This is a genomic window from Pseudomonas sp. TE4620 (assembly GCF_056279045.1).
This window is the reverse complement of sequence record NZ_JBWBQO010000001.1, coordinates 1,698,169-1,720,517: the sequence shown is the minus strand read 5'-3', so window position 1 is coordinate 1,720,517 and position 22,349 is coordinate 1,698,169. Positions and strand designations below refer to the sequence as shown.

Annotated in this window: 29 protein-coding genes, 1 tRNA gene and 1 pseudogene; 16 read left to right on the top strand and 15 right to left on the bottom strand. The window is 61.2% G+C overall.

From position 1 onward, the window contains the following. The first annotated feature begins 36 nt into the window (after positions 1 to 36). The 5 genes from modA (at position 37) to csrA (ending at position 4,101) form a co-directional block, all read left to right on the top strand. Positions 37 to 795, top strand: coding sequence for a molybdate ABC transporter substrate-binding protein (gene modA / locus ACZ9A3_RS08265; protein WP_476252370.1), 759 nt, complete (start codon positions 37 to 39; stop codon positions 793 to 795). Beyond that, positions 795 to 1,475, top strand: coding sequence for a molybdate ABC transporter permease subunit (gene modB / locus ACZ9A3_RS08260; RefSeq protein WP_045196720.1), 681 nt, complete (start codon positions 795 to 797; stop codon positions 1,473 to 1,475). The genes modA and modB overlap by 1 nt, the downstream gene beginning before the upstream one ends. Before the next feature lie 2 nt (positions 1,476 to 1,477). Next, the gene (gene modC / locus ACZ9A3_RS08255) at positions 1,478 to 2,566 is read left to right on the top strand and encodes a molybdenum ABC transporter ATP-binding protein (protein ID WP_476252369.1); all 1,089 of its coding nucleotides are present in this window, start codon (positions 1,478 to 1,480) and stop codon (positions 2,564 to 2,566) included. 42 nt (positions 2,567 to 2,608) lie between these two features. Further along, positions 2,609 to 3,622 (top strand): DNA topoisomerase IB, encoded by a 1,014-nt coding sequence (locus tag ACZ9A3_RS08250; protein WP_476252368.1) that lies wholly within the window; start codon positions 2,609 to 2,611, stop codon positions 3,620 to 3,622. 281 nt (positions 3,623 to 3,903) lie between these two features. Further along, on the top strand, positions 3,904 to 4,101 hold the full coding sequence (gene csrA, locus ACZ9A3_RS08245) for a carbon storage regulator CsrA (RefSeq protein WP_010223936.1): 198 nt from the start codon (positions 3,904 to 3,906) through the stop codon (positions 4,099 to 4,101). A gap of 78 nt (positions 4,102 to 4,179) precedes the next feature. On the opposite strand, the gene ACZ9A3_RS08240 is transcribed toward csrA, so the two are convergent. The 4 genes from ACZ9A3_RS08240 to ACZ9A3_RS08225 all read right to left on the bottom strand — a co-directional run bounded on the left by ACZ9A3_RS08240 (position 4,180) and on the right by ACZ9A3_RS08225 (position 7,540). Then, positions 4,180 to 4,551, bottom strand: coding sequence for a response regulator (locus ACZ9A3_RS08240; protein WP_045196714.1), 372 nt, complete (start codon positions 4,549 to 4,551; stop codon positions 4,180 to 4,182). A 19-nt stretch (positions 4,552 to 4,570) separates the two neighbouring features. Further along, a complete protein-coding gene (locus ACZ9A3_RS08235; RefSeq protein ID WP_476253324.1) occupies positions 4,571 to 6,016 on the bottom strand; it encodes an ATPase domain-containing protein in 1,446 nt (481 codons plus the stop codon). Position 6,017: 1 nt separating this feature from the next. Continuing rightward, on the bottom strand, positions 6,018 to 7,178 hold the full coding sequence (locus tag ACZ9A3_RS08230) for a two-component system sensor histidine kinase NtrB (RefSeq protein ID WP_258597490.1): 1,161 nt from the start codon (positions 7,176 to 7,178) through the stop codon (positions 6,018 to 6,020). An 80-nt stretch (positions 7,179 to 7,258) separates the two neighbouring features. Next, positions 7,259 to 7,540 carry a hypothetical protein gene (locus tag ACZ9A3_RS08225; protein WP_213601589.1) on the bottom strand — a complete coding sequence of 94 codons (282 nt, stop codon included), beginning with the start codon at positions 7,538 to 7,540 and terminating at the stop codon, positions 7,259 to 7,261. Between the two features lie 138 nt (positions 7,541 to 7,678). Here ACZ9A3_RS08225 and ACZ9A3_RS08220 point away from each other — a divergent pair, with 138 nt between their 5' ends. Beyond that, positions 7,679 to 7,873 carry a hypothetical protein gene (locus tag ACZ9A3_RS08220; protein ID WP_045196707.1) on the top strand — a complete coding sequence of 65 codons (195 nt, stop codon included), beginning with the start codon at positions 7,679 to 7,681 and terminating at the stop codon, positions 7,871 to 7,873. On the opposite strand, the gene ACZ9A3_RS08215 is transcribed toward ACZ9A3_RS08220, so the two are convergent. Next, positions 7,867 to 8,628: an AraC family transcriptional regulator gene (locus ACZ9A3_RS08215; protein WP_123567729.1), complete on the bottom strand. Its 762-nt coding sequence runs from the start codon at positions 8,626 to 8,628 to the stop codon at positions 7,867 to 7,869. The two genes, ACZ9A3_RS08220 and ACZ9A3_RS08215, sit on opposite strands and share 7 nt — an antisense overlap. Positions 8,629 to 8,736: 108 nt before the next feature. On the opposite strand from ACZ9A3_RS08215, the pseudogene ACZ9A3_RS08210 reads away from it, so the two are divergent. The 3 genes and pseudogenes from ACZ9A3_RS08210 (at position 8,737) to ACZ9A3_RS08200 (ending at position 10,272) form a co-directional block, all read left to right on the top strand. Further along, positions 8,737 to 9,526 (top strand): annotated as a pseudogene (locus tag ACZ9A3_RS08210) (sulfite exporter TauE/SafE family protein). Positions 9,527 to 9,629: 103 nt separating this feature from the next. Beyond that, positions 9,630 to 9,714, top strand: a tRNA-Leu gene (locus tag ACZ9A3_RS08205). A gap of 144 nt (positions 9,715 to 9,858) precedes the next feature. After that, positions 9,859 to 10,272, top strand: coding sequence for a DoxX family protein (locus tag ACZ9A3_RS08200; RefSeq protein WP_045196701.1), 414 nt, complete (start codon positions 9,859 to 9,861; stop codon positions 10,270 to 10,272). 39 nt (positions 10,273 to 10,311) lie between these two features. Here the strand turns inward: ACZ9A3_RS08200 and ACZ9A3_RS08195 are convergent, their stop codons facing one another. Then, positions 10,312 to 10,515, bottom strand: a complete 204-nt coding sequence (locus tag ACZ9A3_RS08195; RefSeq protein WP_093383976.1) for a hypothetical protein — start codon at positions 10,513 to 10,515, stop codon at positions 10,312 to 10,314. A 123-nt stretch (positions 10,516 to 10,638) separates the two neighbouring features. On the opposite strand from ACZ9A3_RS08195, the gene ACZ9A3_RS08190 reads away from it, so the two are divergent. Both ACZ9A3_RS08190 and ACZ9A3_RS08185 read left to right on the top strand, forming a co-directional pair. Beyond that, positions 10,639 to 10,881, top strand: a complete 243-nt coding sequence (locus ACZ9A3_RS08190) for a hypothetical protein (protein ID WP_093383979.1) — start codon at positions 10,639 to 10,641, stop codon at positions 10,879 to 10,881. A 73-nt stretch (positions 10,882 to 10,954) separates the two neighbouring features. Next, positions 10,955 to 11,620, top strand: a complete 666-nt coding sequence (locus ACZ9A3_RS08185; RefSeq protein WP_093383984.1) for an SOS response-associated peptidase family protein — start codon at positions 10,955 to 10,957, stop codon at positions 11,618 to 11,620. Here the strand turns inward: ACZ9A3_RS08185 and ACZ9A3_RS08180 are convergent. Beyond that, entirely contained in the window at positions 11,584 to 11,916 is a 333-nt protein-coding gene (locus ACZ9A3_RS08180) for a hypothetical protein (RefSeq protein WP_045196693.1), read from the bottom strand. The genes ACZ9A3_RS08185 and ACZ9A3_RS08180 overlap by 37 nt on opposite strands. A gap of 127 nt (positions 11,917 to 12,043) precedes the next feature. Then, on the bottom strand, positions 12,044 to 12,331 hold the full coding sequence (locus ACZ9A3_RS08175; RefSeq protein ID WP_093383989.1) for a hypothetical protein: 288 nt from the start codon (positions 12,329 to 12,331) through the stop codon (positions 12,044 to 12,046). A 155-nt stretch (positions 12,332 to 12,486) separates the two neighbouring features. On the opposite strand from ACZ9A3_RS08175, the gene ACZ9A3_RS08170 reads away from it, so the two are divergent. After that, positions 12,487 to 12,957, top strand: a complete 471-nt coding sequence (locus ACZ9A3_RS08170) for a hemerythrin domain-containing protein (RefSeq protein ID WP_045196688.1) — start codon at positions 12,487 to 12,489, stop codon at positions 12,955 to 12,957. A gap of 37 nt (positions 12,958 to 12,994) precedes the next feature. On the opposite strand, the gene ACZ9A3_RS08165 is transcribed toward ACZ9A3_RS08170, so the two are convergent. From ACZ9A3_RS08165 to ACZ9A3_RS08140, 6 genes are all read right to left on the bottom strand, one after another. Beyond that, on the bottom strand, positions 12,995 to 14,581 hold the full coding sequence (locus ACZ9A3_RS08165; RefSeq protein ID WP_213601597.1) for a sensor domain-containing diguanylate cyclase: 1,587 nt from the start codon (positions 14,579 to 14,581) through the stop codon (positions 12,995 to 12,997). A 182-nt stretch (positions 14,582 to 14,763) separates the two neighbouring features. Next, on the bottom strand, positions 14,764 to 15,120 hold the full coding sequence (locus tag ACZ9A3_RS08160) for an I78 family peptidase inhibitor (protein WP_093383999.1): 357 nt from the start codon (positions 15,118 to 15,120) through the stop codon (positions 14,764 to 14,766). Positions 15,121 to 15,182: 62 nt separating this feature from the next. Further along, entirely contained in the window at positions 15,183 to 15,626 is a 444-nt protein-coding gene (locus tag ACZ9A3_RS08155) for a GNAT family N-acetyltransferase (RefSeq protein WP_213601599.1), read from the bottom strand. A 28-nt stretch (positions 15,627 to 15,654) separates the two neighbouring features. Continuing rightward, complete coding sequence (locus ACZ9A3_RS08150; RefSeq protein ID WP_093387579.1) at positions 15,655 to 15,849, bottom strand: hypothetical protein; 195 nt, start codon at positions 15,847 to 15,849, stop codon at positions 15,655 to 15,657. Positions 15,850 to 16,042: 193 nt separating this feature from the next. Next, on the bottom strand, positions 16,043 to 16,471 hold the full coding sequence (locus ACZ9A3_RS08145; protein ID WP_045196679.1) for a hypothetical protein: 429 nt from the start codon (positions 16,469 to 16,471) through the stop codon (positions 16,043 to 16,045). Between the two features lie 106 nt (positions 16,472 to 16,577). After that, positions 16,578 to 17,429, bottom strand: coding sequence for a phage tail protein (locus ACZ9A3_RS08140; protein ID WP_476252367.1), 852 nt, complete (start codon positions 17,427 to 17,429; stop codon positions 16,578 to 16,580). A 321-nt stretch (positions 17,430 to 17,750) separates the two neighbouring features. Between ACZ9A3_RS08140 and ACZ9A3_RS08135 the strand changes: the two genes are divergently transcribed. Further along, the gene (locus tag ACZ9A3_RS08135) at positions 17,751 to 19,256 is read left to right on the top strand and encodes an MFS transporter (protein WP_476252366.1); all 1,506 of its coding nucleotides are present in this window, start codon (positions 17,751 to 17,753) and stop codon (positions 19,254 to 19,256) included. On the opposite strand, the gene ACZ9A3_RS08130 is transcribed toward ACZ9A3_RS08135, so the two are convergent. Beyond that, positions 19,253 to 19,888: a TetR/AcrR family transcriptional regulator gene (locus ACZ9A3_RS08130; RefSeq protein ID WP_476252365.1), complete on the bottom strand. Its 636-nt coding sequence runs from the start codon at positions 19,886 to 19,888 to the stop codon at positions 19,253 to 19,255. The two genes, ACZ9A3_RS08135 and ACZ9A3_RS08130, sit on opposite strands and share 4 nt — an antisense overlap. A gap of 148 nt (positions 19,889 to 20,036) precedes the next feature. On the opposite strand from ACZ9A3_RS08130, the gene ACZ9A3_RS08125 reads away from it, so the two are divergent. Genes ACZ9A3_RS08125 through ACZ9A3_RS08115 form a run of 3 tightly spaced genes read left to right on the top strand, consistent with a single transcriptional unit; the run spans position 20,037 to position 22,260 of the window. Beyond that, positions 20,037 to 20,531, top strand: a complete 495-nt coding sequence (locus tag ACZ9A3_RS08125; protein ID WP_476252364.1) for a hypothetical protein — start codon at positions 20,037 to 20,039, stop codon at positions 20,529 to 20,531. Beyond that, positions 20,531 to 21,241: a fimbrial biogenesis chaperone gene (locus ACZ9A3_RS08120; RefSeq protein ID WP_476252363.1), complete on the top strand. Its 711-nt coding sequence runs from the start codon at positions 20,531 to 20,533 to the stop codon at positions 21,239 to 21,241. The genes ACZ9A3_RS08125 and ACZ9A3_RS08120 overlap by 1 nt, the downstream gene beginning before the upstream one ends. Continuing rightward, positions 21,238 to 22,260 carry a M23 family metallopeptidase gene (locus tag ACZ9A3_RS08115; RefSeq protein WP_258716894.1) on the top strand — a complete coding sequence of 341 codons (1,023 nt, stop codon included), beginning with the start codon at positions 21,238 to 21,240 and terminating at the stop codon, positions 22,258 to 22,260. The genes ACZ9A3_RS08120 and ACZ9A3_RS08115 overlap by 4 nt, the downstream gene beginning before the upstream one ends. Positions 22,261 to 22,349: the final 89 nt, after the last annotated feature.

Below are 22,349 nucleotides of genomic sequence, written 5' to 3'. Positions count from 1 at the left end.
TAACGACTACCCCCTCAGCCTGTGGAGCTGTTTTTCATGAGTAAGTGCGCACCTCGTTTTGCCCTGGCCGCCCTGGCCACCTTCATGACCTTCAACAGCGCCTGGGCCGATGAGGTACAGGTAGCCGTCGCCGCCAACTTCACCGCGCCGATCCAGGCGATTGCCAAGGATTTCGAGAAGGACACCGGCCACAAGCTGGTGGCCGCCTACGGCGCCACCGGCCAGTTCTACGCGCAGATCAAGAACGGCGCACCGTTCGAAGTGTTCCTTGCCGCCGACGACAGCACCCCGGAAAAGCTCGAGAACGAAGGCGACACCGTCAAGGGCTCACGCTTCACCTACGCCATTGGCACCCTGGCACTGTGGTCGGCCAAGGAAGGCTATGTCGATGCCAAGGGTGATGTGCTGAAAAAGAATGAGTTCAAGCACCTGTCGATTGCCAACCCGAAAGCTGCGCCCTACGGCCTGGCCGCTACCCAGGTACTGAGCAAGCTGCAGCTGACCGAGGCCACCAAGGGCAAGATCGTCGAAGGCCAGAACATTACCCAGGCGTACCAGTTCGTCTCCACCGGCAATGCCGAACTGGGCTTTGTCGCCCTGTCGCAGATCTACAAGGACGGCAAGGTCAGCAGCGGCTCGGCCTGGATCGTGCCGTCCAACCTGCACGAGCCGATCAAGCAGGACGCGGTGATTCTCAACAAAGGCAAGGACAACGCCGCGGCCAAAGCCCTGGTTGAATACCTCAAGGGCCCGAAAGCCGCAGCCGTGATCAAATCCTACGGTTACGAAATCTGATGCCACTGGATGCCAGCGACCTCGGCGCCATCTGGCTGACCTTCAAACTGGCCAGCCTGACCACGCTGATTCTGTTGCTGATTGGTACCCCCATCGCCTGGTGGCTGGCGCGCACGCGCTCATGGCTGCGCGGGCCGGTGGGCGCGGTGGTGGCCCTGCCGCTGGTGCTGCCACCGACGGTGATCGGCTTTTACCTGTTGCTGGCTTTGGGGCCCAACGGCTGGATCGGCCAGACCACCCAGGCGCTGGGGCTGGGCACCGTGGTGTTCAGCTTCAGCGGCCTGGTGATCGGTTCGGTGGTGTATTCGATGCCCTTCGTCGTACAGCCGCTGCAAAACGCCTTCAGCGCCATCGGTGAACGCCCGCTGGAAGTGGCCGCGACCCTGCGTGCCAGCCCCTGGGACACCTTCGTCCATGTGGTATTGCCCCTGGCCCGGCCAGGCTTTATCACTGCCAGCATCCTCGGCTTTGCCCATACCGTCGGTGAGTTCGGCGTGGTGCTGATGATCGGCGGCAATATTCCCGACAAGACCCGGGTGGTCTCGGTGCAGATCTTCGACCACGTCGAAGCCATGGAGTACCTGCAGGCCCACTGGCTGGCCGGGGCCATGCTGGTATTCTCTTTCCTCGTGCTGCTGGCGCTGTACTCCAGCCGCCGGGGCAAATCGGCCTGGAGCTGAGCATGGCGGCGATGATTCACGCCCGATTGAAACTGGACCGCGCCGACTTCAGCCTGGATGTCGACCTGCAACTGCCCGGGCGCGGCATCAGTGCGCTGTTCGGCCATTCAGGCTCCGGCAAGACCACCTGCCTGCGCTGCCTGGCCGGGCTGGAACGGGCCCCCGAAGCCTACATCGAGGTCAATGGCGAGATCTGGCAGGACTCGCGCCGCGAGCATTTCATTGCCCCGCACCAGCGCCCGATCGGCTACGTATTCCAGGAGGCCAGCCTGTTCGCGCACCTGTCGGTGCGCGCCAACCTGACCTTCGGCTACAAGCGCATCCCCACCCAGCAGCGCAAGGTCAGCCTCGAGCAGGCCTGCGAACTGCTCGGCATCGAGCACCTGCTACAGCGCAAGCCAGCCACCCTGTCCGGCGGCGAAGCCCAGCGCGTGGGCATTGCCCGGGCGCTGCTGAGCAGCCCGCAACTGCTGTTGATGGACGAGCCGCTGGCAGCCCTCGACGGCCCGCGCAAGCGCGAGATCCTGCCCTACCTCGAGCGCCTGCACAGCGAGCTGGAGATTCCGCTGGTCTACGTCAGCCACGCCCAGGATGAAGTGGCACGGCTGGCCGATCACCTGGTGCTGCTTGAGCAGGGCAAGGTCCAGGCCAGCGGGCCGATTGCCGCCACCCTCGCGCGCCTCGACCTGCCGCTGGCCCAGGGCGACGACGCCGGGGTGATCATCGAAGGCCAGGTCAGCGCCTACAGCAGCGACTATCAGTTGCTCAGCCTGCAACTGCCGCACAGCCACCTGCAATTGCGCGTGGCCCACGAACCGCTGGCCGTGGGCATGCCGCTGCGCTTGAAGGTGCAGGCGCGGGACGTCAGCCTGAGCCTTGGCGCCGACCAGCAATCGAGCATCCTCAATCGCCTGCCGGTGACCGTCAGCGGCCATCGCCCGGCCGACAACAGTGCCCACGTGCTGGTCAGCCTGGACGCCGCCGGCACCACCTTGCTGGCGCGCATCACCCGCTACTCCGCCGACCAGCTGCAGCTGCACGCCGGCCAGTCGCTGTGGGCACAGATAAAGTCGGTGGCACTGTTGGGTTGAGCTTGCGGTCCATAGTACAAACCCCGCAACCGGACCTGCGCCATGCCCGACACCGCCCTGCCCGCCGCCTTGCATTATGTCGATGACAGCCAGCCAGGCCTGCGGCGCAAAAGCCTGCGCGGCAAGTTCGCCTACTTCGATGGGCAAGGCGGGCGGGTCAAAGATCCGGCCACCCTTGAGCGGATCAAGGCCCTGGTGATCCCCCCGGCCTACACCGATGTGTGGATCTGCGCCGACCCGCAAGGCCACCTGCAGGCTACCGGCCGTGATGCCCGCGGGCGCAAGCAGTACCGCTACCATGCCGACTGGCGCAGTTACCGCGACAGCCACAAGTACGCGCGCATGCTGGACTTTGCCAGCCTGCTGCCCAAGCTGCGCCGGCAACTGGACAGCCACCTGGCGCGGCCGGGGCTTGATCGGCAAAAGGTCATGGCCCTGGTGGTGAGCCTGCTCGACAGCACCTTGATCCGCATCGGCAACCGCCAGTACGCCCGCGACAACAAGTCTTACGGGCTGACCACCCTGCGCACCCGTCACGTCAAGGTCGACGGCAGCGCCATCCGCTTTCAGTTTCGCGGCAAGAGCGGTATCGAGCATCAGGTGACGGTGAAGAACCGGCGCCTGGCCAACCTGATCAAACGCTGCATGGACCTGCCCGGCCAGGACCTGTTCCAGTACCAGGATGACCAGGGCCAGCGCCACAGCGTCGGTTCAGCCGACGTCAACGCCTACCTGCAGGAGCTGACCGGCAGCGACTTCACCGCCAAGGATTACCGCACCTGGGCCGGCAGCGCCCTGGCCCTGAGCCTGTTGCGCCAGCTTGAATGGCAACCGGAGCAGGAGGCCAAACGTCAGATCGTCGAGACCGTCAGGCAGGTCGCCAGCCGCCTGGGCAACACCCCGGCGGTGTGCCGGCGCTGCTACATCCACCCGGCGCTGTTCGAGCATTTCACCCTCGGCGAGCTGGCCAAGCTGCCACGGGCGCGCACGCGCAAGGGGCTGGAGGCCGAGGAAGTGGCCCTGGCGCTGTTTCTGCAAAACCTGGCGGCCCCTTGAAAAGCCATTCAGCGAAACCCACCTTGGGTATCATGCAGAGAAATTTCCCATATTCCTTCAACCCCCCTATGCTTGCGGGTACGGGCAGCACTCGCTGCTTCGGAGTGCTCATCCAGCCAATCGGCACCTGCGACTAAAGACTCACTACAGAATCTGTGTTCGGGGGAATTAATATCCGCCGAAAGCGTCTTTAATGAAGGGAAAGAGGGATGCACCCCTGTGTGATCCCGGCTTCTGCGGGCCGCGCCCGCAAGGCAACTTACGTTACCAAGGAGATATACATGCTGATACTCACCCGCAAGGTTGGCGAAAGCATCGTCATCAACGATGACATCAAAGTCACCATTCTGGGCGTCAAAGGGATGCAAGTGAGGATCGGCATCGATGCACCGAAAGATGTTCAGGTGCACCGCGAAGAGATTTTCAAACGCATTCAGGCCGGTAGCCCGGCACCGGAAAAAGGAGGCGACGAGCACTAAGCAGCCCCCAACCGACTCAAGCCGCACGGATGCGCTTGATCCTGACACTGGCAACCCGCCCGGTTGCAGTCACAGGCCTCAAGGCGCCTCGGGCGTATCGACCAGTTCCTTCACTTTGGCAATCAGTTGCTCGATGTCGAAGGGTTTGTCGAACACGGCGGCGAACAGCCCGGGATTGTCCCGCCCCTTGTGAGCCTGCGCCCCGCTCATCAGTATGATCGGCAAGCCTTGCAAGAGTGGCTCTGCACGAATACTGACGGCCAACGCCTCGCCATCCATCACCGGCATCATGTAATCGGTGATCACCAACTCCACCCGCTTGCCTTTCAATACGTCCAGGGCCTTCTGCCCATTGCCGGCCAGCTCCACGTCGAAACCTTCGTCTTCCAGGGCCCAGCCGAGGATATTGGCGATCAGGTACTCGTCGTCGACGACCAGAATGGTGCTCATGCCGTTGCCACCCCCGGCCTCATGATCCAGGCACCTGCGAAGGCGTGCCGGACATCACCCCCGTGGCCTGGGTAAAGGCTTTTTGCAGGTCGATGCCATGGTCGCTGATGATCAGCTCCAGCAGGGCCGGGTCGTAATAGCTGTCGCGCACCTTGAGGATCGACAGCAAGCGCTTGAGCTCCGAGTCCATCTCGACAAAGCGCATCAACAGCAGGTTGTCGACAATGCTCGAAAGGTCCGGTGCCGGCGCGTTGATTTCCGAGCCGAAGATATCGCGCATCTCCCAAGTGGCCAGGACGCTGACGTCACGGGCCCGCAGCTCGCCGGTCAGGGCGCGGAAGAATTCATTCAGGCGCGTCGGGTTGCTGGCCAGGCGGGTGAACGCGCCGAGGCTGTCGATCAGCACGCGTTTGATGCTGTGCTGCTCGACCAGGCGCAACAAACGCATGCCGACATCATCGAGCACGCCTTCGGTGGTCGGTTGCCAGGCAATGTGCAAGGCCCCGGCGCGCTCCATGGCGGCGAAGTCGTAGCCCAGGGCGCCAGCCTTGAGACGCAGGCGCTGCGGGGTTTCATAAAAGCCGAAATGCAGGCCGGGTTCTGCCGCTGTTGCCGCACCGAGAAAGCTCACGCCCAGTGAAGTCTTGCCGATGCCCGAGGGGCCCATCACCAGGGTCACCGAGGCGGCCGGCAGGCCGCCGCCGAGCAGGCGGTCGAACACCGGCACGCCGCTGGGAATGCGCATCAGTTCGCCCATGCCGTGCCCGCTGGGGTGGCTGTACAGTGATTCCAGGCGCGGGTAAACCTGCAGGCCGTGTTCGGTGATTTCGCATTCGTGAATACCCGACAATGCACCACTGCCGCGGGTCTTGCGCAGCTGGATCCGGCGCACCGAGCGGCTGCCCAGCAGCTCGTCACCCAGCTCGATGACGCCGTCGACCATGGTGTGTTCGGGGCTGCCGTCCTCCAGCCGCGAGCTGGTCAAGAACAGCACGGTGCAACCGGCGAAGGCGGCATGACCATGCAGCTCGGCGATGAATTTCTTGGTGTCCAGCGGCGTTTCCGCGCGCGATCGGGCATTGAGCAGGCCGTCGACGATCAGCAGGCTGGCCTGGTGGCGGCTGATCTCGCCGCGCAGCAGTTTTACCACTTCATCCAGGCCCTCTTGCTCGAGGGTGTCGAAGGCGCTGACGAACTGCAGCTGCGCGCCGATTTTGCCGGGGTCGAAAAAGCTCAAGGTCGACAGGTACTGGAACAAACGCTCGTGGGATTCGCTCAGTAGCGTCGCCACCAGCACGCGCCCACCCTGGCTGACGTGATTGAAGGCCAGCTGGTTGGCGAGGATGGTCTTGCCCGAGCCAGGCCGGCCCTGGACGATGTAGGAAGCACCGACCACCAGCCCACCCTTGAGCAGTTCGTCGAGACCGGGAATACCGGTGGCCAGGCGTTTGAGTTGTTCCACGATGCTATGCACCTCCGCGTTCAGGGCCGGGGTTGGCGGTGTAGACCGGCAGGTAGACACTCATGCAGGTGCCCTTGCCCGCTTCACTGCTGACGCTGACCGTGCCGTTGCTCTGCTTGGCAAAACCATAGACCTGGCTCAGGCCCAGGCCGGTGCCCTTGCCAAAACTCTTGGTGGTGAAAAAAGGCTCGAAGATGCGCGGCAGTATCTTGCTGTCGATACCCCGCCCGGTGTCGCTGACACTGATGCAGACAAAGCGCCCGAGCAAGCCGTCGGGACGCCCCTGCAGCTCGCAGTTGCGCGCCTGCATGGTGATCGTCCCCTCGCCGTCGATGGCATCGCGGGCATTGAAGATCAGGTTGAGCAAGACCATCTGCAACTGCCCGGCGTCGACTTCGACATCCCACAGTTCGTCGGCCAGCAGCACCTGCAACTCCACCGAGACAGGCAAGGTCTGGCCAAGCAGCAGGCGTGTCGACTCGACCAGATCCGGTACCTTGATGCGGCCGAACTTCAGCGCCTTGTGGCGGGCGAAACTGAGCAGCTGCTGGGTCATCTGGCTGCCACGCTCGCCAGCGTCAAGGATGTGTTCGAGCAAGCGCCGGGTGCGCTGCGGGTCGCGGCTGTTGAGGGCCAGTCGCGCCGAGCCGATGATGATGGTCAAAAGGTTGTTGAAGTCGTGGGCCATGCCCCCGGTCAGCTGGCCGAGGGCTTCGAGCTTTTGCGACTGGAACAGCTGGGCTCGGACCTCATCGAGTTGCAGCGCCGCGTCACGGCGGTCGGTGATGTCGCGGGTGATCTTCGCCAGCCCGACCACCTCGCCGTCCGGCGACTTGATCACATCCAGCGCCACCAGCGCCCAGAACAGCGTGCCATCCTTGCGCTGGCGCCAGCCTTCATCCTGGGCGCCACCGGTGCTCAAAGCCCGTTCAAGCAGTCGGGCCGGCTTGCCATCGGCACAATCTTCGGGGGTGAAGAACATCGAGAAATGCTTGCCGATGACTTCTTCGGCGCGGTAGCCCTTGATCCGCTGGGCGCCTGCGTTCCAGGACACCACATGGCCTTCGAGGTCGAGCATGTAGATGGCGTAGTCAACCACGGTTTGCACCAGTTGCTCGAAGCGACTGGCGTGCATCACATGAAGATCGGAGTCGGATGAGACCATGGCTGCCCCACGAAGCCGTAAATGGCTTGTCTGGATATGACAGCATACGCTGCAAGCGATTCCCTGCGCTGGTCTAAAACTTAGTCGGAATCTTGCGCCACTGCCAACCGCCGACGCGGCAACGCCAGCTGGCCCAGGTAGGTACAGGTCGCCAGTACACCGATACCGGCAGTCAGCGCCAGCCAGCGCTGGCTGGCATCAAGGCTGCTGTCGGCGCTGGTCATCAGCAGCAATACCCCCGCCCCCAGCAGGCTCAGGAACAAAAACGCGGCAGCCAGCCAGACCTTGGCGAACAGCACGCGCCAGTACCATTTGACGCGCGGTTTGCCGGTGACGGTTTCAGCTGCGGCGTGCTTGGCCACGTTCCCTTGCCTCTATTGGATCCAACATGAAACCCACAGTGGCGCAATGACAGCAAGGAGTCAATTGCTCTATAGTCGCCCCGCACTTAAGACCTGCCACCTACCTCGAGGGAACGACGCGTGGCCGCAGACTTACGAATGAAAGCCATACACGACGATTTGCAAGCGACCGCCGCCGATCTTGAGCGGGTCTCACGCGACCTGCGCGGGCATGTGTTGTACCTGCAGCACTCCGTCCACCAGGCCGATGCCGTTGAAGTGCTGGGCAGGATTGCCGGCCTGAAGACTTCGGTGGATGACTTGCGCGGCGTCGCCGATAGCATCCACTACTGATCGCGCAGGCTGCGCGGCGTCTGCCCGAGGGTGCGGCGGAACATGCTGGAAAACGCCGCCGGGCTGTCGTAGCCAAGGTCCAGGGCAATTCGCGTGATCGCTTCGCCCTGGGCCAGCCGCGCCAGGGCCAGCAGCACACAGGCACGCTGGCGCCACTGGCTGAAGCTCATCCCGGTTTCGGCGCGAAACCAGCGCCCGAAAGTGCGCAGGCTGACATGCAGTTCACCCGCCCAATGCGCGGGTGACTGGTGCACATCAGGCGTGCGCAAAAAAGCCTGGCAACGCATGAGCAGCGCCGGGTCACGCGGCAGCGGTATGTGGAACGGCAAGCTGGCCGCGGCCCTCAGCTCATGCAGCAGCAGGTTGACCAGCGCCCCGTCCCTGCCCTGCTGGTCGTACTCCAGGTCCATCTCCACCGCCGCCAGCAACAACTGGCGCATCAGCGCTGAAACCTCCAGCACCTGGCACTCGCCCGTCAACATCAGCGCATCGGCTTCGATGTACAGGCTGCGGGTACTGACGCCGAGCATCAGCACCTCATGCTCCACCCCCGGGGCAATCCACACCGCCCGTTGCGGCGGCACGACCCAGTCGCCGGCCGGCGTGCGCACCTGCATCACTCCGGTGGCACCATAGAGCAGTTGCGCGCGACGATGGCGATGGCGCGCCAGCAGGAAGCCGTCGGGATAATCAGTGCCAATGGCAACCACGGCGCGGGGCGTAGCATCGAGCAGATTGATCGAGACATTGTACATGGGGCAAGTCCGTGGCCGATTGGCGATCATTATTGACCGCTTTGCTCAAGCCGGCCAAATCACTGCTGGTTAACCTGTCGCTCCTGACCCGCAAAAGGACGACCTTCCATGCTTCTTGTACTCCTGGCCCTGTTCGGTTGCCTGAGCGGCATCACCACGGTGCTGTTCGGCTTTGGCGGCGGCTTCGTCGTCGTGCCGCTGTTGTATCACCTGCTGCGCATGAACCCGGCCACCACCGGCTCGGCCATGCAGATTGCCGTGGCTACCTCCACCTGCGTGATGATTGTCAGCGCCGCACTGGCCACCCTCAAGCATTGGCGTGCTGGCAACCTCAACCGTGAATTCCTGTGGCCATTGGCAGCGTACATCGCCCTCGGCGCGGTGTTCGGCGCCGCCCTGGTGGGCGCCCTGGCCAGTGAATGGCTGCGCTGGGCGTTCATCCTCTACCTGGCATTTACCCTGCTCGACTGCCTGCTGCGCGAGGGCTTTGTCCACGGCCAGGCTTCAGCGCGCCCGCTCGGGCCCGTGAGAACCGCCACTTGCGGTGTGCTGATCGGCGGCATTGCCAGCGTGCTGGGGGTGGGGCGGCAGCGTCATGAGCGTGCCGTTGCTGCGCCGCCGCGGGCTGGGCATGACCCAGGCCACCGCCATGGCCAGCCCGCTGACCTTGCCGGTAGCGCTGGCGGCGACGGCGACCTACCTGATCACCGCCAGTAGCGATTTCGGAGCGCGGTTTGTCGGTTATGTCGATCTGTCGGCGTTTGCCCTGCTGGCCTTCGGCGCCTGGCTCGGCACCCGGCTGGCGGCGCGCTGGATCGGCAGAATCGATGATCGCAAGCATGCGCAGGTCTATCTCGGGCTACTCGCCCTGGTGCTGCTGAGCATGCTCTGGAGTTAGCCTGGGGCGCCGTCCAGAGCCTTGCACGCGGTTGACTCGAATATAACGATGGGTTATAAAGCTCGCTTGATTGAGGGATCAAATGCATTTCCCTCGAGCCAGTGCGAGTGTGGTGGAATTGGTATACACAGCAGACTTAAAATCTGCCGGCGTGAGCCTTGCGGGTTCGAGTCCCGCCACTCGCACCATCTTCTGAAAAGGCGCCTTAGGGCGCCTTTTTGCTGCCTGAGATTTACCCAGGGCTGCCCTTATGCCTTTTTTGTGCAAGCCGGGCCGCAAAACCTTCCGGCAACTGCTAAGGTAAAATTGCCCAACAACAAAGGAAGGCCGCCATGCGCTACACCCTCTTCGACAACCAGCGCGACGTTATCATCCTGCTGGCGCGGATTCTGCTGATGATCCTCTTCGTCATGTCCGGCTGGAGCAAGCTCACCGGCTTCGAGGGCACGGTCGGCTACCTGGCATCGCTCGGCGCGCCAGCGCCTACAGTGGCAGCCGCGGTGGCGGTGATCATGGAGTTCTTCGTCGCCATCATCCTCATCCTCGGTTTCTACACCCGCCCGCTGGCGTTCCTGTTTGCCCTGTTCGTGATCGGCACGGCACTGATCGGCCATCCGTTCTGGACCATGGTCGAGCCGGCCAAAGCAGCCAACACCGTGCAGTTCTTCAAGAACATGAGCATTGTCGGTGGCTTGCTGTTGCTCTCGGTCACCGGCGCCGGACGCTTCTCGCTGGACGGCCGCTAAACACGCCCTGCTTCCAGGTGCCGGCGGCTGCGCTGGTGCCTAGAGGTCGTCAAGGGTGTCGACGCCCTCGTCCCAGAATCCTTCGTCATCGCCTGCACAATCGCGGGCATCCTCGTCATCGTCATCCTGCGGATCGAACAGCGGATTGACCTCGTCCTGCGGCTCGTACTCGTCCTCGGCAAACTCATGGTCAAGCAGGTGATCATGTTCGGGCTCGTGAATGTCCAGATCGTCGTCGTTCATCTCGGGGTCCTGTAGCATCGGGAACGTGGGGGCGCCTGTATAAGCCGAGCTCGCCACGGCGTCAATATCAGCCCGTGCTGACAACCCGTGCTGAAAAGGGAAGCGTATTGCCAAGGAGCGACAGTGAAGTACCTGCTGATAGTCATCGCCAGCTATGGCGCAACATTCTTCGTGGTCGGCTCGGTCATCGAGGCCCGGCTGCATGACCTGGCCGAGAACCTGCGCTACCGCGAACGGGCCCCTACCAAGGCGCAGTACCTGCGCGAGGTGCGCGCCAGCGTGCAACGTTCGAAATTTGAGGCCAGCGCCTGGCTGGGCACCTTGCTGGCCCTGCTGCTGTCGCTGGCGGCCTGGTGGTTGAGCTGAGCGTCGGCGCCGCAAGCGTGCCCGGCGATTGCGTCTATCCTCCAGCGATAGGCCCCTCACGGAGCAACGCGCCATGTGCGGCAGGCTTTCTCAATACCGTGGCATTCACGACTTCGTCGACGCCCTGAGCATGCCAGGCGCCCTGGTCAACAACGTCGGCGATCAGGCACTGGGTCACTACAATGTGGCGCCGAGCACCCGCGTGGCGCTGTTGCACCTGCAGGCCGGTACCCTCCAGGCCGACTTGTTGCCCTGGGGCTGGCGCCCGCACTGGGCCAGGGACCGCGCAGCGCCGATCAATGCGCGCGTGGAGAAAGTCGCCCACGGCGCATTCTTTCGCGCCATCTGGCCACACCGGGCCATCGTGCCGATCGACAACTGGTTCGAATGGGTTGACCAAGGCGCAGCGAAAAAACAGCCTTACTTGATTCGCCGCAGCGATGGCCGCCCTGCCCTGTGCGCGGCCATCGGCCAGTTCAGTGGCGAGCATGCGGGGTTCGTGATCCTCACCGCAGACAGTGAAGGTGGCCTGCTCGACGTGCATGACCGCCGGCCGATCGTGCTGGCGCCGGCTGTCGCCCGGCAATGGCTGGACCCGGCCACCGCAGGCGAGCACGCCGAGCAGATGGCCTTGAACCTGGGCGAGCCGGCGGCGCGGTTCGAGTGGTACCCGGTCAGCGCGGCGGTCGGCAATGTGCGCAATCAGGGCGCCGAGTTGATCGATCGCAACCCGGCGTAAGCATTCATGGAAGGCAGTTCGTGAAGCTCGATGACTTCGGCGGCAATCGCCCGACAGCGTTTTACCCCCCAGACCATGGCCCGGGTCAGCGTAACTTCATCGAGACGGTCGTGATACTCCTCGACGACCGGTAAGCCGGCACTGGTATAAACCCCGAGAAACAACTGCGTACAACCACTGCGCGAAAGCCGCGCCTTGACATCAAGGGTAATTCCGGACTCCAGCGATTCTTCATGCTCCTGGCTGTGCAGTTGGCAGTCTGCCCAAGCCCAGTAGTGCGCGCCTCTGTACCTCATTATTATTTTCCTTGGTGAGTCGGCAGCACACGAAAGATATATAAAAAAAGTATGAAACAGAAGAACTCAATTGGCTGTTAAACAGGGTGCAATAGCGCCAGTGGCTATAAAGCATCCGGCGCAAGCTTCACGTCAGCGAGACATACCAGGCGCCAAACGCAAGCAGCCCTACCGCCTGCAAAATCAACAGCGTACCGGCCCCTGCAGGCTTGCCGGCGAGATACCAGTAAGTGCCGACCAGCGCCAGGCACAGGCCGTTGGTGACGCCCAGGGTAAACACTGCCAGCGCACTACTAAGGCCGGGGAACTGGCCGCCGGGGTTGGCCAGCAAGAACACGAAAATAGCGCCGCCAATTAGCGCGACAACAATCGCCGCCCCGGCAAAAAAGCGCTGTGGCAAGAAAGGGTCGTCCATAATCAGTCCGTGGTTGAGATAAGCCGAGCATCATACCCGTTGGCGAAACCGCGGTTAATGAGCAGTTGGGCAATCCGGTTGAATCCCTGGCGCCGGGCCGAGTCACTACTAACGCAAGGCCCCTTTTCAACCATCCGCTTTGCCGAGGATCCACCATGAATGCCATCGACCTGCTTAAAGCTGACCACAAGACCGTCAAGGCCCTTTTAACGCAACTGAGCGAGTCCACCGAGCGCGGGATTAAAAAACGTTCGGAACTGCTGGCCAAACTGGAGATGGAAGTAGCCGTGCATACCCGGCTTGAAGAGGAGATCCTCTACCCTGCCTACAAGAAAGCCGGGGCCAAGGAACAGGTGATCATGTACCACGAGGCCAAGGAAGAACACCGCACCGTCGACTCGTTGGTGCTGCCCGACCTGAAAGTCACCGACCCGGGTACACCCGAGTTTTCCGGGCGGGTGAAAGTGCTCAAAGAGTTGCTCGAGCACCACATCGAGGAAGAAGAAACCGAGATGTTCCCGCAAGCCAAGAAGCTGCTTGGCAAGGACGTGCTTGAGGCCATGGGCGAGCAGATGGAAATGATGAAAGCCCAATACCGCAAGGACATGGCCAAGCAGGCGGCGTGAGGTTTATGTTGGTGGGTTAGTCACCAGGCTGCAGTGATCAGTCGTGGGCTAACGGTGCTGGCCGCTCACTCAAACCATCGATCAGGCACCAGCCATTGCGGCCTTTATCCTTGGCCTGGTATAGCGCCGAGTCGGCGGCGCCCATCAGGGTGTCGGCAGCTACCGGTTCCTTGACCGGGTAACCCAGGGCAATCCCGGCACTTGCCGTGACCCGCCCCGCCGGGCTTTGCACATGCTCGATCGCCAGCGAGCGGATGGCCTCGAGAATGTCTTCGACAATCCTGCTGGCCCCGGCAGCATCGGTGTTGGGCAGCAGCAGGGTGAACTCCTCGCCGCCGTAGCGCACGGCCAGATCACCCGGTCGCTTGAGGCTGCTTTGTATTGCCGCGCCCACCGCACGCAGGCAATCGTCACCAGCAGGATGGCCATAGTTGTCGTTGAAGCGCTTGAAGTAATCCAGGTCCATCATTACCAACGCCAACGGGTAGCGTTGGCGCTTGGCGCGGCGAATTTCTTCTGCCAGGGCCGTATCAAGGCGGCGTCGATTACCCAGCCCCGTGAGGCTGTCGCTCAAGGCCAGGTCGCGGACTGTTTGATGCGCACGGCGCAGCGCGGCCTCCATCACCATGCGCTCGCGCAATTGGCGCAGCACCAACGCGCCAAAGCCGCCCAACCCAACCAGCAGCAACAGCAGCACGACGGCGGTCTTGATCAGGTCCTCTCGCCAAGGGTCAATGATCGATGCCCTCGACAGCCCGGCCTCCACCACCAGCGGGTAGGCGTCCAGGGCCTTGTAGGCATATAGGCGTTGAGTGCCATCGACTACGGCCGTGGTTTCGACGACGCCTTCGGGGGCCTGCGGCAGGTAGTCCTGGAAGATCTCGCTATCGGCCAGGCTGCCGCCGATTACCCGCTCGACAAACGGCCGGCGAACCAGGATGGTGCCGTCGCGCTTGGCCAGTACCAAGGCGCCACGGTCATCGATCTTGAACGCGCCATAGAACTCGACGAAGTAATCAACCCTGACAGTCCCCAGCAGCACGCCGAAGAACGAGCCGTCGGGGTTGTTCAGGCGTCTGGAAATAGGAATGATCAGATCACCGGTCGAGCGGCTTTTGACCACCGCGCCGATGTAGACGCCGCGGTCGGTATGGGTGCGGTGATAGTCGAAATAATCGCGATCGGCGTTATTGGCATTGGTCGGTGTATCGCTCTTGTCGGTGACGATCCAGCGCCCGTCCGCGCCATACACGAACAACCCGTGCAACTGTGGCATCAACAAGGCTTGCTGCTTGAGCAGCCGGTGCAGCCGCGGGATGTTCATTCGGGTAAAACCGTCACCTTCAAGCCGCTCACCGAGCATCGCGGTAACCACATCGACCTGGCGGATCGCGTCTTCGGCATGCTGGGCGGTGGCGCTGGCAAGGTTGGTGACCGAATCATGGGCGCTGGCGAAAGCGTGCCGGTAGTCGCGCCAGATCCGCCAGCCCTCGATGGCGACGAACAGCAGCACGACCACCAGCATGAAGCTCAGGATCAAACGGAACAGCGGCGCTGAACGCCCTTCACGTGGCGAGAACGACTCGGCGGCTTCTTGCCCGTTCAGGTCATCGGATGGGTGCATACAGGTCCCTGCTCCATGAAACTCCCACCCCAGTGATAAACCACCTCCAGACCGACTGTTAATGCTTGCCGTTTAACATAGACCACCCAGGCCCGCGCACCTAGCGCCGCTGTGCAAAAAAGCGAATGAACATTCGAGGAAATCGGCCGCTTGCATGACCGTGGTGACCCGGCACTGCGGCACTAGCCGCAGAATGCCCCGTAGATCCGCTGCTGCTCGTTGACCTCAAGGTTCAGGCGGTCGGGAACGTAGCTCAGGTCGCGCCCAGGCGTCGACAACACGCGCACCGAACTCACCCCCGAAAGCACCTTGGCGACCAGCAGTACCTCCTTGCCCACTTCCTGACCAAAGAGGATCTGCAGCGGCTCTGACGAGCACTCCTGAAGGTCGCTGGTATAGGCACTGGAATCGTCGTTGAGGGTATCGGCGAGCTCGACTACAACGACGCGAAACACCAGCCAGCCGACCAGCACCAGGGCGAGCCCGAGGATAAGGGTGGGGAGTGCGTCAAGCACGCTGCGTGCTGCACTGTTGTCCATAAAAGAGCGCCTTGAAAGTCAGCTCAGACCGATCAGGCGAGCGCGAGTTCCCTGACCGCAATTCAAGCGCGAATGCGCTTGAAATACACCAGTTCCGGATCGTGCTCGTCGAGGTTCTCGATGACACCGCTGGGCACGAAGCCGGCCTTGAGAATGAGCCGGCGCGAAGCCAGGTTGGATTGATTGGTCGAGACAAACAGCTTTGCCGTAGTACAGGCGGCTTCGGCGGCGGCCAGGAGTCGGGAGGCGACACCCTGGCGTTGATGACCTGGCGCCACGACCACCAGGCTGACAAAGCCGTGGTCGAAGAAGTGATAGGTAAGTACGACGTAGCCGATCACCGCGCCCGCGCGCAACGCCACCCAACACTGCTGCTTGCCGACGGACTCTTCAAGGAAGCACTGACGCTCAGGGTGGCTGCTGGCGTAGGCATCGAACGCGAGCATTGTGCACACATCTTCAAACGTAGCCGGGCGAATCAGCGGCGTATCCTGCATTGTGTCCATGGGGCCTCCTGCCTGATGTTTGCGCTGCTCAGCGTGGGCCCAGCAATGCCGCGTTGGCCTGGCGCACCATCGCCACCCACTCCCCCGGGCTGACCCGGCCGGACTGTTCGAGCTGTTGCGCGGCCATCAACGCCCGGTCGTATTCAGCTTCCTGCAACCTGCCTTCCCCCAGGAAGCGGGCTCGCCATTCCACAATCGCCGCCATCCCTTTGTTCGTCTCCATCCCCGCCCCCAAGTGCACTGTAAACAGGTGTGCGACCGGGTCGCCACCTGAGCGGCGGCGAGATTACAGGAGAACAGTAGGCTTGAGAATGCTTCGTAATACCGTTTGTCGTCAAAATGGCATACGCGACGCCTACAGTTGGGCCCCGCCATTCCTCGGGCTGGGCCACTGCCATAGGGTCAATAGCTGGTGATTATTGCTTCGCTGGCGGACAGTCCGCTTGCAGAAAAACCATCGAATATGTGAAATGCCTGTCGAACGTAAAAGGGGCGGTACCCGGCGCTGTCCATTCGGCGTAGTTGCCCGTCATGGTGGTAGCACTGTCCAGGTTACCCATTGCCATGCTCGCGACATTGCCAATGTGAGAGATCGGAATACCGCCGTACCAGCGCACCTGTTTTTCATTCTGGAACCAGCCGCCATTCCAGTTCGGCTGACTGGTGGAGTACCAGGTGTGATCAGATTTGAGACAGACCGTCTGGACCGTCGCAGCAGCCCCACCTGGACTGGTGAACGTCGACACTCGCCAGAGGCCAGCAGGCGAGCTATCCGCGTGTGCCGCGCCAACAGAGCCTGTGGCAAGGCCGAACAACAGTGCAAAACGAGTAAAACTTCCCTTCATGATGTTTCTCCATGGAAATATGCGCTAGCGGGTTGAGCTGCAAACATTTGTGCGTACCTTTACGTCGTCGTGAAACAGCGCCAAGGCCTCAACCCGAGCAATCTATTCAGTATTTGATAAGTGCGAGCATTGCGATGTTGCGTGGGCGCGTCACACCCGAATAGCCTCGGTCCAGCCCCACCCCAGGCAACGGGAAGTTGTTGACCGCATCGGCGCCGCCGATGGTGACGGTTGCGTAGTCGTTGACCTCGTAGGGGTCGACACCCATTGCCACTTGCGAAGCCGCACCGGTTTTCAGTGAGGTGCAGGCACTCCAGACGCCATTGGCCTTGTTGTACTCGGTGGTGTCGTAGGTCTGCAGGGTGCCCTTCTGGCGCGAGCCGAACACGCGATCGGCGTCCACCCCTCTGCCGCCGTCAAAGCCACGGATGAACTCGCCACGCAAGTCGGGCAGCGTGAAGGTAGAGGTACCGTCGCCTTCGCCGTAAGTCGTGCCGATTGCGGCAAAGAGCGCCGCATAGGTGCAACGCGATACCGCTGCGCCATCGGCCTTGAGCCAACCGGCAGGAACGGCATTAGCCGCAGAATATTTAACATCACCCGGCGCAGCCCCCGAAGCGATGGAGATCTGCCCCAGGGTTACCGCGTGATGGCTACGGGTTGCGTTGGCGACCTGTTGCGCGCCGCCGTCACAGCTGAGCAATACCCAGCACAACGCGCCGCCGTTGAGCAAAGGACCAATGTGCGAAACCAGCGTGACGTTGCCGCCAGCAACGATCTCGTCACCCTGCAACAGGTGCCCGCCCAGGCCGTAGATCGGTGCTGCCGCCAGCCCGTCAGGGGCATAAGTGGCATCGGCAGGGTTGGTCATGCTGGCGCGAAAATACTGGACCACACCGTTGGTGGTGGGCAACGCGGCAAAAGGAAGAGAATTTGCAGCGGTGTAGATAATTGTCATCTGACATTCCTTGTTAGCTGACATGGAAAATGAATACGCATCGGCCGTGATTCGCCCCACCCGGGGCACCTTCGGCTGCGTGAAAATACTGTATATCCATACAGCATTATTGACAAGAAAATTTTTCATCATACGTGCCGAGCCTGGGCACGCTTACGCGGTTCTCACTGTTGTCCCAGGGAGAAAACGACACTCGCGTTACGCCTGGCTAGCGCCTCTACGCTGGCGGAATATTTCCAACAGCCCATTGACCGACGGTCAGTCGATTAATTATGGTCTGCTTTCCCCGTTTATTTTCCGACGGCTCTGGAGACCTCAAGCATGCATCGCTACAAGCGCCCCGCCGTGCTCGCCGCCGCTTACCTGGGCACTTTTCTCGCCTCGCTGGACATCAGCATCGTCAACCTCGCCCTGCCCTCGCTGCAAAACGCCCTGGCCACTGATCTTGGCGGCTTGCAATGGGTGGTCAGCATCTACGCCGTCGCGCTCTCTGCGTTCATGCTGTCGGCAGGCCCAGTGGCAGACCGTTTCGGCCACAAACGCGCCTGGCTGACAGGTGTTGCACTGTTTACTGCAGGCTCCGCGCTGTGTGCCCTGGCCGAGGCGCTGCCGATGTTGCTGTTCGGGCGGGCAGTCCAAGGTATCGCTGGCGCCTTGCTGATTCCCGGAGCCATGCCGCTGATCACCCATGCCTTCCCCGAGCCCAGGGCCCGCGCCCACGCCATCGGTGGCTGGTCGGCCTTCAGTGCCCTGGCCCTGGTGCTCGGCCCTTTGCTTGGCGGTGTACTGCTGCAGCACTTCGGCTGGCAAAGCATCTTCCTGATCAACCTGCCGCTGGGCGGCCTGGCCCTGTTACTCGGCGCCTGGGGCATCAGCGAGCGAGCCCACCCGCAACAGGCCGCACTCGACCCCTGGGGCCAGTTGCTCAGCGTGTGCTGCCTGGGCGCGTTGAGCTACGGCCTGATCCGCGCCGGCGAATCGGGTTTTGCCGCACCGGCACCGAGCATTGCCATAGGCCTGGCGCTGATCGCGCTGCTGGCCTTGATCGCCGTGGAAAAGCGCGTAGCGAGGCCGTTGGTTCCCCTGGACCTGTTTCGTGACCGACGCTTTGCCGTCAGCAACCTGGCGTCATGGGTGCTGGGCTTTTCCAGCTACAGCAGCCTGTTTTTCTTCTCACTGTTCCTGCAACAGGCGCAAGCCCTGAGCGCCACCGAAAGCGGTTTGCGGATGATGCCGACGTTCATCGCCAGCGGTGCGTTATCGTTGATGTTCGGTCGGTTGCAACGTCATTTCGCCCTGGAACACTTGCTGGCCTGGGGTTACAGGCTGATCGGCATGGCGATGACCGCCATGGCGCTACTCAGCGCCAACACGCCCTATTGGCCATTGTTACTGTGCTTTGTGACCCTCGGCCTGGGCATGGGCCTGGCCGTACCCGCCACCGGCCTGGTAGTGATGAACGCGGTTCCCGCCAGCCGCGCCGGTATTGCTTCGGCAACCATGAACGCCCTGCGCCAGACGGGCATGAGCCTGGGCATCGCCCTGCTTGGCAGCCTGATGAGCTTGCGCGCCAGTGCCGAACTGACGCGTTTGCTGACGGTTGCAGGCGTCGACGATGCGGCGGCCCTGGCGCAACAAGCGGTTGCCGAGCACCCATTGAGCAGCGCCACGCCGTTGTTCGCCCAGGCCTACGCCACGGCGATGGCCGCAGGCTTCAATCTGGCAATGCTGGCTGCCGGGCTGTGCAGCCTGGGATGCGCCGTGTTGCTGCGGCGGCAATTGCCGGTGCCCAGCGCGTCGGCGACCAACGAGAGAGCACAGGGTTAGGCGTTGCCGGCAGCGCCGAGCATGGCCAGGCAGGCATCGGCAACCGATTTGGCGAACGCCGTGCAGTCGTCGAGACGCTCGACGATGGCGTCGTCGCTGACCCCATGCACCGCGGCGTAGATCATCAAGGCGCTGATGCGCGGCTGCGGCAAGGCCCAGGCACCGGCGGCGCGCCCGCCTTCGAGAATGCCCTGCAACTGGTCGAGAATGTCGTTCCTGGCCTTGTTGCTGCGGTCATGGTGGTGATGGTTGGTGTAGACGATGTCGTGCACCGCGAAGGTTTTCAAGTAAGTGGCGATATTGGCATGCACCCAGGCGCGCAGGCGGCCGGTCCAGTCATCAGCGGCGCACTGCTCCACCGCCTGTTCGAGTTGCTCGAGAAAGGCCTGGGTGTAACGCTCGCCGAGGGCTACCAGCATGTCCTGCTTGGATGGGAAATAATGATAGAAGGTGCCCTTGGCCACCTGTGCCTGCTCGACGATGTCACTGATGGTCGTAGCTTCCACGCCTTTGGCCAGAAACAAACGTTGCGCCGCCGCCATCAATTCCTCCAGACGTACCTCGGCCGGCTTGGTTCTCGGCTCATTGGCCGCTTTGCTAGGGGGCGCTGTGCGTAGGCGTCGCTGATTCATCAGAGGTTCCGGCAGACAAGAAAGACCCCGTAGTTTATGCGAATGCTGATGGCGCTGGCCAATAGGGCCAAAATGAGAATCGTCTGATTTCGATTCGCAGGTGGCGTAGGTAATTTGAACTTTCCATTCTGGTCAGTACGAATTAGCAATGAACTTACATAATTCGGAATTAACGCCAAGCAAGCAAGCAAGCAAGCAAGCAAGCAAGCAAGCAAGCAAGCAAGCAAGCAAGCAAGCAAGCAAGCAAGCAAGCAAGCAAGCAAGCAAGCAAGCAAGCAAGCAAGCAAGCAAGCAAGCAAGCAAGCAAGCAAGCAAGCAAGCAAGCAAGCAAGCAAGCAAGCAAGCAAGCAAGCAAGCAAGCAAGCAAGCAAGCAAGCAAGCAAGCAAGCAAGCAAGCAAGCAAGCAAGCAAGCAAGCAAGCAAGCAAGCAAGCAAGCAAGCAAGCAAGCAAGCAAGCAAGCAAGCAAGCAATTATAAGTTAGGTGCCGCCTGCTTTGCAAGTATTATATCCGTTCTTTCTGGGTGCGCGCTTACTTCGCAACCTGCAACTAGCGACTACTCGCTAGTTGCTCAATACCTCACCACACTAAAGTCCGAAAACCCCAATTACCATTGGGCGTTCATCGAGAGGCCAGATCAATAATGGCCTTCACTTCCTCGACACCCTTATCTTTCATTAACGTCATCCTGCTGTGGCTCGCCGTCGGTAGCAGCGCTGAGGCCATGATAAAAATCGATGGCACACGACTTATTTATACAGGCCAACACCGCGAAGCCACCCTCCGCGTCACTAACGTATCGTCGCAAACCGTCGCACTTCAAGCCTGGGTCAGTTCATCCGAAGAAAACAGCAGCGATGTCCCCTTTGCCTTGGCCCAGCCTCTAATTAAACTGAATCCGCAGCAAGTAGACGTACTGCGAATACTCTACAGGGGCGAAGGCTTACCGGAAGATAGAGAATCACTGTTCTGGCTAAACGTCATGGAAATCCCCCTTAAGCCCGACAGGCAAAACAGCGTTCAAATGGCAGTCCGCCAACAGTTGAAGCTGTTTTTTCGACCGCCAGGGTTGCAAGGCACATCCTCCTCATGTATCGCCGGATTGAGCTGGAAAGTAAAGAATGTTGACTCTATCGAAGTCACCAACACCTGCGCCTTTCACCTGTCGCTGGTGGATTTGCGGATAGAAAGCAGCGACCGCAGCACCGCGCTCGACGAATACACCTTATTAAAGCCAGGCGAAACACATCTCCTGCGCAGCACTGTCGCCGCCATCCCTGCCGATGCAAAAATAATTTTCACTGAAATCAATGATATTGGGCTGCGCCACGTGCATGAGGCAAACATCCAATGAGTACGTCCTTCAGTTACTTGCGAACCCTCAAAATGATGCCCTTGAAAACGTTTGCTTTGATAATGCTGCTGGCCGCATCCGCCAGCCCGGCTACCAGTTTTGCCCTCACCTGTGTAGAAGAGGGTACACACTCTGCTGTCATCAGCGAGTCGCTGGGCACTGCACTGGCTGTTCCCGCAGACGCTCCGGACGGCACGATAATTTGGGAATCGTCGTTATACTCAATAAACGTTAAATGTGCAGATGACTACAATTACGGTGCAGAGACTATCTACTTTCATATGAATCCCGCCAGCGTCAGTATCGGCGACGGTATACGGGCCGGCATCAGATACAATAAAACTGCCATAACCTCAAGCAGCGGAAAGGTCAGCACAGGCTTCTCTTCTCATACGGGCTGCAATTGGGTCAATTGCACAGGATGGGACAATGCCAAGTTCACCCTTACCTTCAGCATTTTTATTGAAAAATACGGCGCCACCCCCTCTTCCGGGCAAGCGGGTTCACGGCCGGACTATAGAGTGTTTCAACTGGATGGCACCGGCGGCCAAAACATCAAACCCAACAGCAACCTCAATTATGTCGTCACCGGCATCAACAACATTCGCTTTATTCCCTGCTCACCGGAGCTGACAATAACGCCAAGCACCGTCAATTTCCGCAGAGCGCTCTCTGGCACCGCAACTGTCGGAAACGTCGCTAGTAGCGCTAACTTCAGCCTGGGACTATCACGCGCCTGCGACACACCCTACACAGTAAACGCCCGATTCGCTTCCACTCCAGGCGGAGGGTCCGTCATCAACAATCTGTTGGTGCCGGCGAGCAACAGCTCCGTAGGTATCTCCCTCGCTCGCGTTGATAACAACGAGAAAATCCCGTTCGACACCTGGTTCAAATTGGCAGACCTGACCGGTCGTGAGCTGAGCAAAAATGACTTCAAAGCAGACCTGATCTGGCGCGAGCCTGCTAAACCCGGGGTGTTCGAAGCCTCTGTGATCGTCGACCTGTTCTATAAGTAAGCTAACAGGCCGCTGACGGGGATTGTCAGGCGCCGATCCCAGCCTGTGCGGATTAGCAGCTAAGCTTTTCGCGATTGAGCTTCGAGTTC

Excerpts from the sequence above, each read along its gene's own strand:
- modA (WP_476252370.1), top strand. The coding sequence starts at position 37 with ATGAGTAAGTGCGCACCTCGTTTTGCCCTGGCCGCCCTGGCCACCTTC.
- modB (WP_045196720.1), top strand. The coding sequence starts at position 795 with ATGCCACTGGATGCCAGCGACCTCGGCGCCATCTGGCTGACCTTCAAA.
- modC (WP_476252369.1), top strand. The coding sequence starts at position 1,478 with ATGGCGGCGATGATTCACGCCCGATTGAAACTGGACCGCGCCGACTTC.
- ACZ9A3_RS08250 (WP_476252368.1), top strand. The coding sequence starts at position 2,609 with ATGCCCGACACCGCCCTGCCCGCCGCCTTGCATTATGTCGATGACAGC.
- csrA (WP_010223936.1), top strand. The coding sequence starts at position 3,904 with ATGCTGATACTCACCCGCAAGGTTGGCGAAAGCATCGTCATCAACGAT.
- ACZ9A3_RS08240 (WP_045196714.1), bottom strand. The coding sequence starts at position 4,551 with ATGAGCACCATTCTGGTCGTCGACGACGAGTACCTGATCGCCAATATC.
- ACZ9A3_RS08230 (WP_258597490.1), bottom strand. The coding sequence starts at position 7,178 with ATGGTCTCATCCGACTCCGATCTTCATGTGATGCACGCCAGTCGCTTC.
- ACZ9A3_RS08220 (WP_045196707.1), top strand. The coding sequence starts at position 7,679 with ATGAAAGCCATACACGACGATTTGCAAGCGACCGCCGCCGATCTTGAG.
- ACZ9A3_RS08215 (WP_123567729.1), bottom strand. The coding sequence starts at position 8,628 with ATGTACAATGTCTCGATCAATCTGCTCGATGCTACGCCCCGCGCCGTG.
- ACZ9A3_RS08200 (WP_045196701.1), top strand. The coding sequence starts at position 9,859 with ATGCGCTACACCCTCTTCGACAACCAGCGCGACGTTATCATCCTGCTG.
- ACZ9A3_RS08195 (WP_093383976.1), bottom strand. The coding sequence starts at position 10,515 with ATGAACGACGACGATCTGGACATTCACGAGCCCGAACATGATCACCTG.
- ACZ9A3_RS08185 (WP_093383984.1), top strand. The coding sequence starts at position 10,955 with ATGTGCGGCAGGCTTTCTCAATACCGTGGCATTCACGACTTCGTCGAC.
- ACZ9A3_RS08180 (WP_045196693.1), bottom strand. The coding sequence starts at position 11,916 with ATGAGGTACAGAGGCGCGCACTACTGGGCTTGGGCAGACTGCCAACTG.
- ACZ9A3_RS08175 (WP_093383989.1), bottom strand. The coding sequence starts at position 12,331 with ATGGACGACCCTTTCTTGCCACAGCGCTTTTTTGCCGGGGCGGCGATT.
- ACZ9A3_RS08170 (WP_045196688.1), top strand. The coding sequence starts at position 12,487 with ATGAATGCCATCGACCTGCTTAAAGCTGACCACAAGACCGTCAAGGCC.
- ACZ9A3_RS08165 (WP_213601597.1), bottom strand. The coding sequence starts at position 14,581 with ATGCACCCATCCGATGACCTGAACGGGCAAGAAGCCGCCGAGTCGTTC.
- ACZ9A3_RS08160 (WP_093383999.1), bottom strand. The coding sequence starts at position 15,120 with ATGGACAACAGTGCAGCACGCAGCGTGCTTGACGCACTCCCCACCCTT.
- ACZ9A3_RS08155 (WP_213601599.1), bottom strand. The coding sequence starts at position 15,626 with ATGGACACAATGCAGGATACGCCGCTGATTCGCCCGGCTACGTTTGAA.
- ACZ9A3_RS08150 (WP_093387579.1), bottom strand. The coding sequence starts at position 15,849 with ATGGAGACGAACAAAGGGATGGCGGCGATTGTGGAATGGCGAGCCCGC.
- ACZ9A3_RS08145 (WP_045196679.1), bottom strand. The coding sequence starts at position 16,471 with ATGAAGGGAAGTTTTACTCGTTTTGCACTGTTGTTCGGCCTTGCCACA.
- ACZ9A3_RS08140 (WP_476252367.1), bottom strand. The coding sequence starts at position 17,429 with ATGACAATTATCTACACCGCTGCAAATTCTCTTCCTTTTGCCGCGTTG.
- ACZ9A3_RS08135 (WP_476252366.1), top strand. The coding sequence starts at position 17,751 with ATGCATCGCTACAAGCGCCCCGCCGTGCTCGCCGCCGCTTACCTGGGC.
- ACZ9A3_RS08130 (WP_476252365.1), bottom strand. The coding sequence starts at position 19,888 with ATGAATCAGCGACGCCTACGCACAGCGCCCCCTAGCAAAGCGGCCAAT.
- ACZ9A3_RS08125 (WP_476252364.1), top strand. The coding sequence starts at position 20,037 with ATGAACTTACATAATTCGGAATTAACGCCAAGCAAGCAAGCAAGCAAG.
- ACZ9A3_RS08120 (WP_476252363.1), top strand. The coding sequence starts at position 20,531 with ATGGCCTTCACTTCCTCGACACCCTTATCTTTCATTAACGTCATCCTG.
- ACZ9A3_RS08115 (WP_258716894.1), top strand. The coding sequence starts at position 21,238 with ATGAGTACGTCCTTCAGTTACTTGCGAACCCTCAAAATGATGCCCTTG.